Genomic DNA, 14,913 nt, shown 5'->3' on the forward strand with positions numbered 1-14,913 from the left:
GCTCCTTTCGCAGGTTTGAAGGGGGCTTTTCCCTAGATTGTGCTAGACGGAGTGCAAACGGCGGGCGGCGTCGACCCTTGAAGCCCGCCAGGCGGGGAACGCCGCGGCCGCGATAGCCGCCAGGGTGACGGAGACCCCGGCAGCCAGCAGGGTGGCCGGACTGCGGGCGGTGACCCCGAAAACAAGGTCCTCCAAGCCGCGGGCGGCGGCCCAGCAGCCGGCGCAGCCGAGGGCGATGCCGGCGAACGCCAGGCGGAGTGCGTGAAAACCTGTCCAACCGAGGATTCTGGAGGGTGTGGCGCCCAGGGCAAGCCGGATGGCGATTTCCGGCTCCCTGACGCGCACCCAGTAATTCAGCAGGCCGTAGATGCCGACGGCGGCCAGGCTGAGGGCGAGGGCTGCGAACAAGCCCAGCAGCACGGTGATGAACCGGCGGCGGTTCAAGCCGTCCTGCAGGCTCCCGGCCAGGGGGAGGAGGCGCTGCACAGGCAGATTGCGGTCGAGTTCCGACACACGTGCCCGGATGGCCGCAGCGAGCAGGGCCGGATCTCCGCCGGCACGGATCATCACGGCCATGGCGCTGCCGGTCTGCTGGGCGAAGGGCTGGAAGATCTCCGGTTGGGGTTCGCTATCCAGGCCGCCCTGTCGGACGTCGCCGGTGACGCCCACGATTTCGAACAGGGGGCCTTCCATATAGGGACCGCCCACTTTGATGCGGCGGCCCACGGCGGATTCGCCCGGCCACCACCGGCGCGCGAAGGTTTCATTCACAATGGCGGTCTTCGGGCCGGTGCCGGTATCCTCCGCGGTGAAGGCCCGGCCCTGCCGGATGGGCACGCGCATGGTCTCGAAGTAGCCCGGCGTTACCGTGTTGAATAGGGCGATGGGGACTTCGTTGCGCGCGGGCGCCGGCCGGCCCGGGATGGAATAGAACCAGTCGCCGCAGTCGCCGTTGCCGGGCGGGCAGTGGACTGCACTGACGCTGGCAACCCCCGGAATGGTCCGCAGGCTCACCATCAGGGTGTCGTAGAAGTGGCCGCGTGCCTGTTTGTTGGCGTAAGTGGCCTCCGGCAGCAGCAGTTCGAGAGAGGTGACCTGCCGCGGATCGAAGCCAGGATCGGCATTCCGGGCCGCCGAGAGGCTCTTCAACAACAGGCCGGAGCCAAAGGCCAGCACGAGGGTCAGCGCGATCTCGGCGACTACGAGGGCGCTGCGCAGGGCCTGGCGGCGTTTTCCGCCGGTCGAACGCACGGAGTCTTTCAACGCGGTTGTCAGATCGACTCGCCCGGCTGTAAAGACAGGCGCCAGGCCGGCGAGCAGGCCTGTGGCTAAGGTGATGGCCGAAGCGAACAGCAGCACGGGCAGGTCGAGCGTAATCCCGGCGATGCGCGGGATGCCCTCCGGGGCAGTCAGGATCAGCAACCGCAAAGCCCAGCCTGCCAGCAGGACACCGGCCAGGCCGCCGCACAGGGCCAGCACCAGATTCTCGGTGAACAATTGCCGGACCAGACGCCCGCGACCCGCTCCAATGGCCGTCCGAATGGCCAGTTCGCCTCCGCGCGCCGTGTTGCGCGCCAGCAGCAGGCTGGCCACGTTGGCGCAGGCGATCAACAGCACCAGCCCGGCGGCGCCCATCAGCACCAGCAGCGTACCCTTGACGTCGCCGGTGGTCTGTTCGGCATAGAACCGCCCGAAGCTGCTGTGTTCGTTCTCGGGACCCGGGTCCGCCTCGGCCAGGTGGCGCATGATCGCGTCCAGATCGGCGCGAGCTTCCGCCAGCGTCACGCCCGGCTTCAGGCGCGCCAGGGCGCGGATGGAGCCGTGTTTGGCACGGTCAGTGGTCGACCCTTCCACGGCGCCCAGCGCGACATAGTAATCCACAGGACCCGGGCTCCAATAGGGCGCGGCCACGCCGGCGACTTCATACAGTTGCCCGTCCAATGTCAGGGACTTGCCCGCAATGCGGGGATCGCCGCCCAGTTTCTCAGACCAGAAGCGGTGGTTCAATACCACGGAGCGGGTGGCGCCGGGACGGTCGTCCGCCGCGGTCCAGAACCGCCCCAGCACCGGCCGCATGCCCAGAAGGGAGAAGTAGTGACTCGTGACGGCCAGGCCGCGCGTCATCAGCGCCTCGCGGCCGCCGGTGAGGGTCATGCCTACGCCGCGAAAGGCAGCCATGTCTTCCAGGGTGTGGTTGCCGCCCAGCCAGTTCTGATAGTTCACCCAGGTGACACTGATCCCATTGGCTTTGCCGGTGGACTCGCCCAGCCAGATGAGCCGCTCACCCGCCGGATAGGGCAGAGGCTTGAGTACCACCGTATTGAGAACGCTGAAGATAGCCGTATTCACGCCGATGCCCAGCGCCAGCGTGAGGACAATCACCAGGGTGAGCGCGGGCGTCCGGCGCATGGCACGGAAGGCGTAGCGGACGTCCTGCAGCAGGCTTTCCAGGGCAGGGAACCCCCAGGCGTCCCTGGACTGTTCGGCCACCCGGACCGGATTCCCGAAGTGGCGCTGTGCCGCCCGGCGAGCCTCTTCCCGGCTCAGGCCGTGCGCCTCACGGTCGGCCGCATCCAATTCCAGGTGAGCCTGGATCTCTTCGGCCAGGTCACCGGAGATCGCGTCGCGGCCCGTCAACCAGCCTTTCAGGCGGGACCACCATTGGCGCATACGTGTCAGCCCTCCGGATTCAGCACGCGGGTCATCGCTTCGACAAACCGCTGCCATTTCGAACTTTCGCGGATCAGTTGCTCGCGCCCGCCAGGGGTGAGCGTGTAATAGCGTGCCCGCCGTGAGTTGGGCGAGACATTCCATTCGGCGGCCAGCCAGCCGCGCTGCAGCAGTCGTTGCAGCGCCGGGTAGAGGGAGCCGTTGTCGACCACAAACTCATGGCCCGATTGCTGTTCCAGGAACTGGGAGATGCCGTAGGCGTGGTTGGGGCCGGCTTGCAGGCTGCGCAGGATCAGGACTTCCAGGGTGCCCTGTAGGAACTCGAGTGGTTCCCGTGGATCGTCTACCGTAGACATTCTATCTGTAGAATGCGGGCAGACAGCCGGCAGGTCAAGAATGAAAGCAGTCGAGGCGGTGAGTTGTTACAGGAGTGACGGAAGGGAGGAGGAAGAGGGGAGCTAACACAAAAAGAGCAGGTCGCCGGACCTGCCCTTCTCGCGAATTCGGTTGTAGAAGAGGGAAGTTACTTCGCCTTCTTCTGTTTCTGCTGACCGACGCGGACCTTGAACTGCTTCTGCTGCATATCTTCCCAGGCTTTCCAATCGAAGCGCTTGGAGGCATCGGCAAGGTACTGGTCTACGTCCGCACCCTTCGGCAGGACAGCCATCAGGGTTGCTTCCTGGCCCGTGGGGCCGGTGATGCGAAAACGGCGGACATTCGGGATCGACATGACCACTTCACTATAGCAAATCGGATAACGCTTCGCCTAGTTCCGGGCGTTGAAACTGGAATCCCTGGTCCAGGGCAGCTACCGGCATCACCCGCTGGCTCTCGGTGAGCACAGCCGCCATCTCTCCGTACAGCAGCTTCAAGGCAAAAGCCGGTACAGGCAGGAAGGCCGGGCGGTGAAGGGCGGCCGCCAGGATTCGCGTAAAGTCTTTATTCGTAACGGGATTGGGTGATACGCAGTTGATGGGCCCCTGCACCTCCTGGTTCGAGACAGCCCAGCCAATCAGGCGCACCATGTCCTGCACGTGGATCCAGGACATCCACTGCCGGCCACCGGCCAGCGGCCCACCGATTCCGGCCCGGAATGGCGGCAGCATTTTTGCCAGCGCTCCGCCGCCCCGACCCAGGACGACCCCGGTGCGCAGCTTCACGACGCGGATGCCCAGCGCCCGGGCGAGGTCGGCGGTGGCCTCCCACTCCCGGCAGGTGTCCGGCAGGAACCCTCGGCCGGGCTTCGAAACCTCGCTGAGTACTTCCGCCCCGCGATCGCCGTAGTAGCCGGTCGCCGATGCGCTGACCAGCACCTGCGGACGGGGCGACAGCGTTGTCAGGGCCTCCACCAGATGCCTGGTTCCCTCCACCCGGCTGCGGCGGATGGCGGCTTTGACGGACGGGCTCCAGCGCTGGGCAACCGGTTCACCCGCCAGGTGAACGACGGCATCGGCGCCGGCCAGGCTCGCTTCGGGCGGCTGTCCCGACTGGGGATCCCAGGCGAAATAGCCTGCGCGGCCTGCCGGATTCCGGCTGAGAATGCGCAAGTCGTGGCCCTCGGACCGCAGATGCGCTGTCAACGCGCTGCCGAGAAAGCCGGTGGCTCCGGTGAGTGTAATCTTCATGGCCTTTTTAGCGGACCCGGAACGGATCCTTTCCCGTCTGCTGCAGGTGTCCGATCTCGCGCAGATAGGCGTCGACGCCGGTCTTGCGCTTCATCCCTTCCAGGTTCATATATCGGATCATCCCGAAAATCGGACGCTCCTGCCAGGGCCTGTCGTGCAGTCCGAAACACCACAGGATATTCGTATAAGTATTAGGATCGCGCCCGTCGAGCGCGTAGCGGTCGTGGATATGGACCATGGTCTCCAGCGCAGCCTGGCAGGTGGGTGACCACTCGATGATCTTCTTGCCCCAATACATACGGTAGTAGCCGTGGATCTTGCCCCGCAGCAGCATCTCGGCCTGGCAGGCGTTCCACAGGGCATCATGCGTTTCGGCCTGCTCGAATTGCTGCAGGGAGTAAACCGGAGATCGCTGGTCCGCCGCATGTTTGTTCAGCGTGGCCTGCGCCCAATTCGGCAGATTGCGGAAGGAATCGGGCTGCTCCACATGCCGGGCGTAGTTGAACGCCAGTTCGCGGCGGACGATCAGCTCTTCCAGGAATTCCGATGCAATCAGGTCGTGTTCCTGCGCGTACTCTGACGCAGCGAGCGCAAGCTCCAGCGATGAGATGTGCCCGAAGTGCAGGTACGGGCTCATGTCGGACGTGGCGTGGGCGGCGGGTTCGTTCCGCTCCCGCGCATAGCGCCGCAGGTTGTTGCGGAGGAAATGCTGGAGCAACTTCTCGGCAGCCAGGCGCCCACCCGTAAAGGAGATCGACGGCGCCACCGAGTGATCGATTTCGCACGAGGCGACCAGCGCCGGAATCTCCTCCGCGGCCAGCGGCACGTGCCACTCAGGAGCGGCCGCCGCCCACGCGCGCTTCGGCTTCGTCACGACGCACGGTGCCAGATACTCCGGCAGCAGGCGTGTGATCTTGGGCCGGATCGTATACGCTGCGTACTCGCGCTTCTCCAGGACGTTCATCGGCACCACGCAACTCGAGTCCACCACGCTGAAGGAGACATCGAGCTTCGCGGGTACAGACGCGTTGTGACGGGCCGCGATAAACGTGGGATAGTCGTCCGTTACGACACAGGCAGCCCGCCGGGCCAGGCGGTACAGCACGTCATTTGGATCCGCGCGCCGCCGGCGTGGATAGAAGCAATAGCCGATGCCGAGCCGGGCCAGGCGGCGCGCCATCTCGGGCACACCTTCCAGGATGAACGTATGCAACCGGTCATTGGCTTGCTGGTAGGAGCACGTCAGGCCCTCATAGCAAAGGACGGGCAACTTCAATTCATTCGCGCGTTGAATGGCCCAGGCCAAGGCGTGGTTCGCATCCACGCGCCGGTTCATCTGGGACCAGTACAGGACGTACTCCGCATCGGGGCGGACCGGCGCGCTGTTGAGCGTCCGCACGCGCTGTTCAAGTTTCGTCGTGGCTGCCACTAACTCTCTGGATGACAAAAAAGCACGCGATGGAACAAAAGCGTGTTTGTTACATCCATGCTAGATCCTTTTCGCACCGCTCTTGCGCGTCTTTTCACAGCGGGCCACTGACGCAGAAAACAAGACCCGCGCAATCTTAAGGAGATTCAGCATGAGCAGAACAGTATGGGCGTGGTGTGCCTTCATCGGGGTATCCACTGTCTTTGGTCAGCCAGTCATTGGGAAGAGGAGCGTTCGTCCGGTCGCGCCGACTGCCTCGGCGGCTGGCCTGGCGCGCGGTTCGGCCTTCCGCATCCTGGGCGACAACCTGGGTCCCCTGGACACGGTGAAGGCCGAAATGCCCTACCCGACGGAGATCGATGGTGTGAAGGTCATCCTCAAGAACAAAGCCAGCGGAACTGAGGTCCAGGCCTATCTGTCGCTGGCAGGCGCCTTCGAGATCCAGGGTGTCGTGCCTTCCGCCGCGGAAGCGGGCGCCTCCACCGTGCGCGTGCAGACCAATGCCGGCACCAGCAGCGAGATCGAGGTCAACGTGGCCGACCAGGTCATCGGCATTGTCACCACCACCAACCTGAACGGCGCGCTGGCCGCGGCGAACATCGTCCGGCCTGACGCTGATCCGCAGCGGTTGCGGCTGACGGCGCCCGCGCACCCAGGCTCCACGCTCAGCATCCTGGCCTCCGGCTTCGGCCCCATCAACACTTCAGACGGCGACCCGGCCGTTGAGCAGCCCCTGCTGGAAGGAGCGGAACTCCTCGTCGGAGGAGTGGCCGTGCCCGTCCGCTACGCGGGCCGCTATCCCGGCAAAGCGGGCTATGACCAGATCCTGGTCGACCTGCCCGAGACCGGGCTGCAACTCGGTTGCTATGTGCCCGTCTCCCTGCGCTCCGGCGACAAGCTCAGCAACGCTGCCTTCGTCTCCATCGCTGCCGCGGATCAGCCCATCTGCGACGCTGGTGGTGCCCTGACCCCCGAGGCGATACAGGCGATTGACGAAGGCCGGCAGGTGGTCATCCCCGGGTTCGAGATCACGGACAGCGCCACCGAGTTCGAGTTCGGCGACGAGTCGATCGAATTCCACACCCGCGCGGCCAGCGGCGCCTTCTACGCCTACAGCAGCTATGAACTCGAGTCCGGCCTGGCGTTCCTCAATGGCAGCGTCCAGAACCTGAATGGCTGCTCGGTGGTGACGCTGGAAGGCTCTTCGGACGAGTATGAAGCCGCGGAAGCCTCCGGGCTCGATGCCGGCCAGATCCTCAAATTCAATGGCCAGGCCGGTGCGCAATTCGAACTCGAGCGGCAGCCGACCATTGTCTACACCGGCGACCTGGGCAGCAGCATTCCCGTGCTGCCCGGCATGTTCAGCCTGGAAGACAAGGCAAACAACATGATCCGGCAGGCCAAGTCCGCTGCCGTCAAGCAGGCCGGCCGGCGCCGTGCGGATTTCCCCGTGATTGCGCAGGATCTTACACCCGGCACCTACAGCCTCATCGGCACGGGCGGAACGGCGATTGACGCCTTCTCCGCCACGGTGGACCTCGGCGCGCCCATCACCTGGACGAACAAACAGGCAATCAACGACATTGACCGCGGAAATCCGCTCTCCATCGTATGGACGCCTGGTCCGGACGCCGACATCGTGACAGTCACCGGTTTGGCCATCGGGCCCGTACCCGGGGCCCCCAAGGCCCTGGGCCGCCTGTTCACCTGCCAGGCCCCGGCCAGCGCCGGCGGGCTGACCGTTGGAGCCGATATCCTGCAACTGATGCCCGTCACGGGCGGGTCGGAAGACAGCATGGGCCTGCTCTCCGTCCTGCAGAGCAACACACCCCCGAACGGCCGCTTCAAGGCTCCGCTGGTGGGCGGCGGCGAGACCGAGTATGGCAAGATCGGCTACACCTACGGCGGTCAAAAGAGCGTCAATTTCCAGTAAACCGCTAGAATGGTACCAGGTGAGAGCCTGGAACCGAGCCAAATTGTTGTGGGGCTATGCGCGCGGCCGGATCCGGCTGCGCGCCCTGCCCGTTGAGTACATCGTCGAAACCACGGCGAAGTGCAACATCTACTGCCCGATGTGTCCGCGGGAAACCCACCCACAGCCCAAGGAAGACATGACCGACGAGGTCTTCGAGACGCTGGTCCGCCAGGCGTCGGAGACCGGCGAGCACATGATGCTGATCGGCCTGGGTGAACCCTTCCTCGATCGCAAGATCTTCGACCGTATCCACTTCTGCGACCGCCACGGCGTCTCTTCGCTCATCTCCACCAACGGGACGCTGCTGGACGAAAAAGCCGCTGCCCGCCTGCTCGACACGCCGCTCGAACACATCACGCTCAGCTTCGACGGCTACAGCAAGGAGACCTTCGAGTTCTACCGCAAGGGCGCGAAATTCGAGCGTGTGCGCGACAACTTCCTGAGCTTCTGCCGCATGAAGCACGACCGTAAGTCGAAGCTGCAGGTCGTGGTGCAGATGGTCCGCATGGACGGCAACCGCCACGAGGTGGACGACTTCACGAAGTTCTGGCGCGATGTTCCAGGCGTTGACCTCATCCGCATCAAGGAAGACGAAACGAACCTGATGCGGCCCGATGCCGGCCACGGCGCGGCTGAATGGACGCACCCCTGCCATTACCTGTGGCGCGGGCCCATGTACATCAAGCACAACGGGGATGCGTATCCGTGCTGCCAGAGCTACATGCTGGATGGCGCGCCGGTGGGCAATGTGACGCAGTCGAGCATGGTGCAGATCTTCGACGGCCCCGAGATGCAGCGCATGCGGCGTCTCCACCTGGATGGGCGAGCCGGAGAGATCGACATCTGCTCCCGCTGCTGCACCACCATCCCACACCCTTTCCTGGTGGCCGGCAGCCTGTTGTTTCACGGCCGCACGGTCCGCACCCTGCTGCCGTTGGTCGAACGCCTGGTTTACCTGGCGAAGTTGCCCGCCCGCTGGTTGAATCCGCCCAAGCCGGCGGCAGTCAATCGCCAAAGCTCAGACTCGCCTGCCGCTCCGCTGGTTCAGATAGGCCCGCCTCAACCCCGCAAGTCCTCTGACTCCGCCAGGCCGGAGTAAAATCCGGCGTCACGGTCCAACGCAGCATGCGCCAGTACTCGAAATCGCCGGGAGCCGTATCCAGATGCGCGCGCCAGCGCTCCGCTCCGAAGTTCGAACCCCAGGCTTCATCCGCCAGCGGTACATAGGGCCGCTGCCCTGCGACGTGTTGTGAGGCGCTCGACCACGGGTAGTCGCCCGGCGCTGCCGCCAGTCCGATGCGTTGGGGTTCCAGTTCGATGCAGGCGAGCGCCGGCCAGCGCTGTTGACCCGCCAGTTCCCGCACTCCATAGCCGGCATGCCAGAGCCTGCGCCGGTCACCGCGGTCGTCGCGCAGATAGCTGGAGAAACTGCGGCGCAGCCAGCGGATGCCGGTGTGAAGGTCCTCTGGTCTGGGCACACTCAATAGCAGGTGGGTTCGTTCCGGCAGCAGGCAGTAGCCCGATATGCTCCATGAGAAGCGCTGCACGGCCCGCCGCGCCAGGGCCAGGTAGACGTAACGGTCGCGGTCGCCGCGAAAGAGTGTGCGATGCTCCAATGCCGCCTGGGTCACGAGCTTTGGGCAAAGCAGGGGCCGGGCGGCGACTTCACTAAGCATACTCACTTAGTCGCCGGGCAAGAACATTACTCTCGAAAATGTTTCAGAAGTCCGGATGCTTCTCTGGTTGAACTTCCTGCGGGAGCAGCGGATTGTACAGATTGTGGTCGAAGTAGTAGCCGGGCCGGGCACGCTCCACGACGTTCGCCACGGAGCGGCTGATGACGCGGAAGAAGGGCCGCGGTCCGAGGCCGATCCAGAAAGTGAGGATCAGCAGCGGGGTGAAGTAGGCGATTTCGCGCCAGTTCAGGTCCTTGAGCGTCTTGTTCTTCTCATTCTTCAAGTCGCCCAGCATGGTCCGCTGGAACAGCCACAGCAGATAGGCCGCACCCAGGGCGATGCCGATGCCGCAGGCCAGCGCCCACCAGAACGACATCTCGAACGCACCCTTGATAATCGTGATTTCGCCGATGAAGCCGTTCAACGGCGGCAGGCCCATGGAGCTGAGCGCCGCGATCAGGAAGATGAAGGTGAAGATCGGCATCACCCGGAACAGGCCGCCGTATTCGGCGATCTCGCGCGTGTGCCGCCGCTCGTATACGACACCGACGATGAGGAAGAGCATGCCGGTTGAAACACCGTGATTGATCTGCTGGATGATCGAGCCGGAGATGCCGGCTGGATTCAGCGCGAAGATGCCCAGTGTGCAGAAGCCCATGTGACTCACGGAGGAGTAAGCCACCAGCTTCTTCCAGTCCTTCTGCATCAGGCTGACCAGCGCTCCGTAGATGATGGCGATGATCGAGAGCGCGACCACCGTGCCCAGTACCTTGGGATCGCGTGCTGTTTCGGGCAGCATCGGGATGGAGAAGCGGATGAAACCGAAGGTGCCCATCTTCAGCAGGATACCCGCCAGGATGACTGAGCCGGCCGTGGGCGCTTCTGTATGTGCGTCGGGCAACCAGGTATGCAGCGGCCACATCGGCACCTTGACGGCGAAACCAACGAAGAATGCCCAGAAGACCCACCAGGCCATCTCAGGCGGCATCTTTGTCTCCAGCAGTGCCGACATGTCGAATGACAGGCGGTGGAACTGTACGTATTGCTGCCAGTAGAAGGCCAGAATGCCCAGCAGCATCAGCACCGAGCCGGCCAGCGTATAAATCACGAACTTGATGCTGGCATAGCCGCGCCGCTTACCGCCCCAGATGGCGATGATGAAGTACATCGGGATCAGCGTGAGTTCCCAGAAGATGAAGAACAGCAGGAAATCACGCGCCGCGAAGACGCCCAGCATGCCGAACTGGAGCATCATGAACCAGCCGTAATACTCCTTCAGGCGCTCAGTGATCGCACTCCAGGAACACAACACCGACAGAAACCCGATGAGTGCGGTGAGAATCACCAGCAGCATCGCGTAGCCGTCGACACCCAGATTCCAATATGCCCCTATGGACTTGATCCACGGAACCTTCTCGACAAACTGGTAATCAGCCCGCCAGTCAAATTGGAACCACAGCGGTAACGTGACGAGAAATCCGACAAGGAAGACGAAGTTAGACCAGAGCTTGATCAACTTCGGGTTCGAAGAAGGCAGGAAAAAGAGAGGAATCAGTCCCAACAGGGGGATGCACAGAACTAGCGAGAGCAGGTGATCCATAGCGACCGTCCGGCCAAGCAGCCATTCTATCCCAGATGGGACAGAAATGGAGAATTGTATCTGAATTCACTGAAAGGAAAGGGCGGGGCCCTGCGAGCCTCGCCCTCTGTGTATTCAGACCCGGACGTATGGTTACTGGTAGCTGAGCGTCTTGGTCCAACCCACCAGCCAGGCGAAGGCGCCCGGTTCGGTGTTTCCGCCGGCCACCAGAGGAGCCGTAAACAGCCCGTTGATGGGCAGGCTTACCTGCTGCAGCGACAACGAACCCAGCGAAACCTGGGTTGGATCGGTGCTGATATCTACACCCGAGGAGACCGGCAGCTGCTGGAGGAGGGAGGACGGCACCACAATCTGGTGCACCGAACCCTTGGCCCAGCAGGTGAAGACGCGATTGACTACCTGGCTGTTGTCCTCAGGCGCAGGCCCGCGGGAAAGCCCTGTCACTTCAACAAGATCCGAGTCGGCTCCGCCAGACCACAGGACACTGAGGTTGTTGGCCCGGGTCACGGCCGTAATCGCATCCTTATTGGTCCAGGTGATTGGCGAGGTCATGTCCGTCGTGGCTTCGAATGGACCGACCACGGTTCCGCCCGGCCCGGTGAGCTTATACTGGCCGGCGACCAGCACATTCGCCGTCGCGCCAGTGCCCGGCAGGCCTGGGATGTTCGGCAGGCCTGGGATGCTGGGGATCCCGGGGATGCTGGGGAATCCACCGCCGCCGATGCTGGTTGAGGTGCTCAGCGAGAGTGTGTAGGTGTTTCCTTCCACTCGGGGCACGTCCTTGGTCAGCCCGGGTCCTGTGAGCGCCAGTTTCTCGCCCGCGTCCACTGCTACGGCGGAGGGACCGCTCACGGCGGGATCGGAATCCGTCACCGTGAAGAGGTAGCACCCGCTGTCAGGGTTCACCAGATATTGCGGCATGAAGTTCTGGGCGGCGTAGAGCGCGAACGCCTCGGCGTTGTAACTCTCAAAGCCGCCGGCCACCGCCTCTGTCGTCGTATCCATGGAGATGCCTTCGATCGTGGCGGAAATCGACTGCCGGGTGAGGGTAAAGCCGCCGAAGACGATCGAGCCGCCGCTCACCAGTTGGTCCAGGGAAGCAGGCGAAACGCCCATTGGATTCGTGCAGGCCGCATCGGCCGAGGCCACAAGAGGCATCGTGAAACTGGACGAGGTGGTGCCCCAGTACTTGATCTGGAACTCGACATCGCACCCGGTAGGTACGTTTTCCGTAGGCAGCGTGAACTGCACGAGGTCGTAGCCGGGACGCGCCGGATTCCGGCCCAGGTAGGTGATGGGAATCTCCTGGCCCGCCACAACGATGACCGCATCGCCGATGACTGAGCCGCCGGCCGGAAATTCGTTGTCCGGTGTTTCGATGGGACCCCAGCCCGTGGCGTCGAATTCCACCGCGGCGCCCGGCGTGACGGCCTTGGTGTAGGTCACGGCCACCGCGCCCGTTTCAGGCACCAGGACGCGGCCAGCCGCCTGGCCTTTGACCAGTCCGGCGGCGGTGATCAACCCAAAGTTCTGGTCGGCGACCTTCACGGCGAACGGATCACTCGTCTCGCCGTTGTAGGTGACGGTGACCTTGTAGTCGCCAGCGGGAGTGCTGGACGGGACCAGCGCGACAATCTTCCCCGGGGCGGTGGAAAGGAGATAGGCCTGGACTGTGGCGGCGTCGTCGGCCGTGGTCAGGGCAACGGTCAACCCGCCGCCGTCCTGGGGATAGGGCACGTCAAATGTGACCGGATCCACCCCGGCCAGTTCCTGGCCCACGATGGAGAAGACCGAGCCGCGCGCGAGTGTAGTCGAAGCGGCGGTCGCGGCCAGGGTGCGGACTCCATTCTTCGCATTGATTTGCGGCTTGGCGAAAGCCAAACTGGCACACACACTTGTGGCCAGTACGAGATACAGCACTTTGTTCATATTCCTCCTAAACGAACAACGGAAGGACCAACACAAGCCCGGAACGGGACGTATTCAGGACCTGTCTCCGAAAGTCTTCAATCAAGATTAGAGAAAACACCCCCGCTGCGCAAGGAAGAATGTATCTAATTGAAAGATAGCGACTTGTTGTGAAACGGATGTGTAGCAGCCGTCACAGATCTAGGGGATCGTCAATGGCCCCACCGCATAGGAGTACCCATAGCGGAAGCCGGCCGACTCCGTGGTCCCGCCATTCACCAGCGGCGCTGAAAAGAAGCCGGTATTGTCCGGATTGGAATGCGCCAACGACACGTTGGCCATCCAGGCGCCGGTCGGATCTGTATACTTGATCGCGGCGATCAGTGGCAGTTTCTGCACCTGGCTGGCTGCCAGCGTGACCTGCCCTTTGTCGGCCGTCGTGTAGCAGGAGAATGCGCGCGTGACCAGCTTCGAAGCATCCTCCGGAGCCGGTCCGTGCGCATACCCGCTGGCGACGATCATGTCGTTCGGTTGCCCGCCCGTCCAGGTGAAGACAACGTCTTTCGAACGATCCAGCTTGTCCGTGAAAGCGCCCTGATTTGTCCAGGTGAAGGGATCGCTGACGTCGAGGCTGACCGTGAAGGGGCCGACGACCGAGCCGCCCTGCCCGGAGAGTTCGTAGTGCCCACCCACTATGTTTAAGCCCAAAGACGGTGTGATCACGGGCGTTGGTAGCCCGGTGAGCAGTGAATTCAGTGTCACGTTGTAGATGTTCGGATCCGCCACGTTCCTGGGTACGGCGGTGTTCCAGGCTGGCCCGGCCAGCGCCAAGCCGTCGCCGGCATCCACATAGACTCCACCCGATGTGACCGGGACGTCCCACACCACACAGCCATTGGCGTCACGATTGGCCAACTGGAACTGGCCGCGGGCCAGATTGTCCAGATACTGGGCGGCTGTCCACTGTATAAAGCCGCCGCTGAAGAAGTCACTGGTCTGCGTATAAGTGACCGTGCCGGAACGCGTGGTGGAGATCACCCGGTTTAGCGTCATCCCGCCCCCAATTAGCGTTCCGCCCTCCGAGAGTGTCTTCAAGCCATCCACCGAGACGCCCGCCAGGCCGCTGCAAACTGCCCCCGAAGCTTCAACTGGTTCGCCCTCGGACGGAAGTGCCGCCAAAGGTAGGGAATACTGTGAACTGATTGCCTCGCCTATCCGCAGTTGGAACATGGTCAGGCATCCGGTCAGGGTGACATCCGAGGGCAAGGTGACCACCACTTTGTCATAGCCCGGCTTCAACGGGTTCCGGCCGATGTAGGACACGGGGATCTCCATCCCGCCCAGCACCAGCACTACCCCTTCCCTTGCATTCACCTCCAAGGGAAACTCGTTATCCGGTGCTTCGACCGGACCCAGGCCCGTCGCATCCAGTTCCAAAGTGGAACCAGGCAGGGCGCTGTTGACGAAAGTGAGCGCCGATGGCTCCGCGCCTTCCTTCAGGATCCGGCCCACCACGCCGCCGCCGGCCGCTCCCGTATTCGTCACTAGTCCGAAGCTCGAGTCCGCCACCTTCACGGCCGTACCCACGCTCGGCTCACCGTTGTTTGTCACCGTCACCACATAGTCGCCCGCGGGCAGGGAAGACGGCACGATCGCTACCAGTCGCGTCTCGGCCGTGGATACCATGTAGGCCTGCGCGCTGAGCGATCCGTCGGCCGAGGTGATCGCGATTGAGACGCCGTTCAGCTCCTGCGGGTAAGGAACCTCGGCGCTCACCGCGTCGCCCTCCGCCAACTCCACACCGTTGACAACAAAGACTGAGCCGCGTGCCAGAACGCCCCGGTCGGCCGTCGTCGCGAGGCTCAAGACTCCGCCCGGACTGGCCACCAGTGGGTGGGCTCCCGCCACATTCGTAAAAATGAAGACACTTGCCGCGCAGGCAAGAATTGCTTTGACCAATTGTTCCTCCACCAGGAGCCAGCCCCAGAGGCAGACCCGCCGCTCGCAGATATTCCCTCTCGGAGGCTACT

The 14,913-nt window shown here is 63.4% G+C and carries 11 protein-coding genes; 2 read left to right on the top strand and 9 right to left on the bottom strand.

The annotated features are described in order from the left end of the window. Window positions 1-42: 42 nt before the first annotated feature. The 5 genes from ACR9Y2_RS12505 to ACR9Y2_RS12525 all read right to left on the bottom strand — a co-directional run bounded on the left by ACR9Y2_RS12505 (window position 43) and on the right by ACR9Y2_RS12525 (window position 5,694). Window positions 43-2,670, bottom strand: a complete 2,628-nt coding sequence (locus tag ACR9Y2_RS12505; protein ID WP_435041637.1) for an ADOP family duplicated permease — start codon at window positions 2,668-2,670, stop codon at window positions 43-45. Between the two features lie 5 nt (window positions 2,671-2,675). Beyond that, window positions 2,676-3,026, bottom strand: a complete 351-nt coding sequence (locus ACR9Y2_RS12510) for a PadR family transcriptional regulator (RefSeq protein WP_435041638.1) — start codon at window positions 3,024-3,026, stop codon at window positions 2,676-2,678. Window positions 3,027-3,193: 167 nt separating this feature from the next. Next, on the bottom strand, window positions 3,194-3,400 hold the full coding sequence (locus tag ACR9Y2_RS12515) for a hypothetical protein (protein ID WP_194446594.1): 207 nt from the start codon (window positions 3,398-3,400) through the stop codon (window positions 3,194-3,196). Window positions 3,401-3,410: 10 nt separating this feature from the next. Continuing rightward, on the bottom strand, window positions 3,411-4,295 hold the full coding sequence (locus tag ACR9Y2_RS12520; RefSeq protein WP_435041639.1) for a TIGR01777 family oxidoreductase: 885 nt from the start codon (window positions 4,293-4,295) through the stop codon (window positions 3,411-3,413). 7 nt (window positions 4,296-4,302) lie between these two features. Beyond that, window positions 4,303-5,694, bottom strand: coding sequence for a deoxyribodipyrimidine photo-lyase (locus tag ACR9Y2_RS12525; RefSeq protein ID WP_435041640.1), 1,392 nt, complete (start codon window positions 5,692-5,694; stop codon window positions 4,303-4,305). Between the two features lie 181 nt (window positions 5,695-5,875). Here ACR9Y2_RS12525 and ACR9Y2_RS12530 point away from each other — a divergent pair, with 181 nt between their 5' ends. Both ACR9Y2_RS12530 and ACR9Y2_RS12535 read left to right on the top strand, forming a co-directional pair. Next, complete coding sequence (locus ACR9Y2_RS12530) at window positions 5,876-7,657, top strand: hypothetical protein (protein ID WP_435041641.1); 1,782 nt, start codon at window positions 5,876-5,878, stop codon at window positions 7,655-7,657. A gap of 19 nt (window positions 7,658-7,676) precedes the next feature. Then, window positions 7,677-8,798 carry a radical SAM/SPASM domain-containing protein gene (locus tag ACR9Y2_RS12535; RefSeq protein ID WP_435041642.1) on the top strand — a complete coding sequence of 374 codons (1,122 nt, stop codon included), beginning with the start codon at window positions 7,677-7,679 and terminating at the stop codon, window positions 8,796-8,798. On the opposite strand, the gene ACR9Y2_RS12540 is transcribed toward ACR9Y2_RS12535, so the two are convergent. From ACR9Y2_RS12540 to ACR9Y2_RS12555, 4 genes are all read right to left on the bottom strand, one after another. After that, the gene (locus tag ACR9Y2_RS12540) at window positions 8,704-9,375 is read right to left on the bottom strand and encodes a transposase (RefSeq protein ID WP_435041643.1); all 672 of its coding nucleotides are present in this window, start codon (window positions 9,373-9,375) and stop codon (window positions 8,704-8,706) included. The genes ACR9Y2_RS12535 and ACR9Y2_RS12540 overlap by 95 nt on opposite strands. A gap of 43 nt (window positions 9,376-9,418) precedes the next feature. After that, the gene (locus tag ACR9Y2_RS12545) at window positions 9,419-10,975 is read right to left on the bottom strand and encodes a complex I subunit 4 family protein (protein ID WP_435041644.1); all 1,557 of its coding nucleotides are present in this window, start codon (window positions 10,973-10,975) and stop codon (window positions 9,419-9,421) included. A 132-nt stretch (window positions 10,976-11,107) separates the two neighbouring features. Beyond that, complete coding sequence (locus ACR9Y2_RS12550; RefSeq protein ID WP_435041645.1) at window positions 11,108-12,904, bottom strand: hypothetical protein; 1,797 nt, start codon at window positions 12,902-12,904, stop codon at window positions 11,108-11,110. Between the two features lie 180 nt (window positions 12,905-13,084). Beyond that, window positions 13,085-14,842 (bottom strand): hypothetical protein, encoded by a 1,758-nt coding sequence (locus ACR9Y2_RS12555; RefSeq protein WP_435041646.1) that lies wholly within the window; start codon window positions 14,840-14,842, stop codon window positions 13,085-13,087. Between the last annotated feature and the right edge of the window lie 71 nt (window positions 14,843-14,913).

The organism is Paludibaculum fermentans (genome assembly GCF_051172195.1).
GTDB classification, from domain to species: Bacteria; Acidobacteriota; Terriglobia; order Bryobacterales; family Bryobacteraceae; genus Paludibaculum; species Paludibaculum fermentans_A.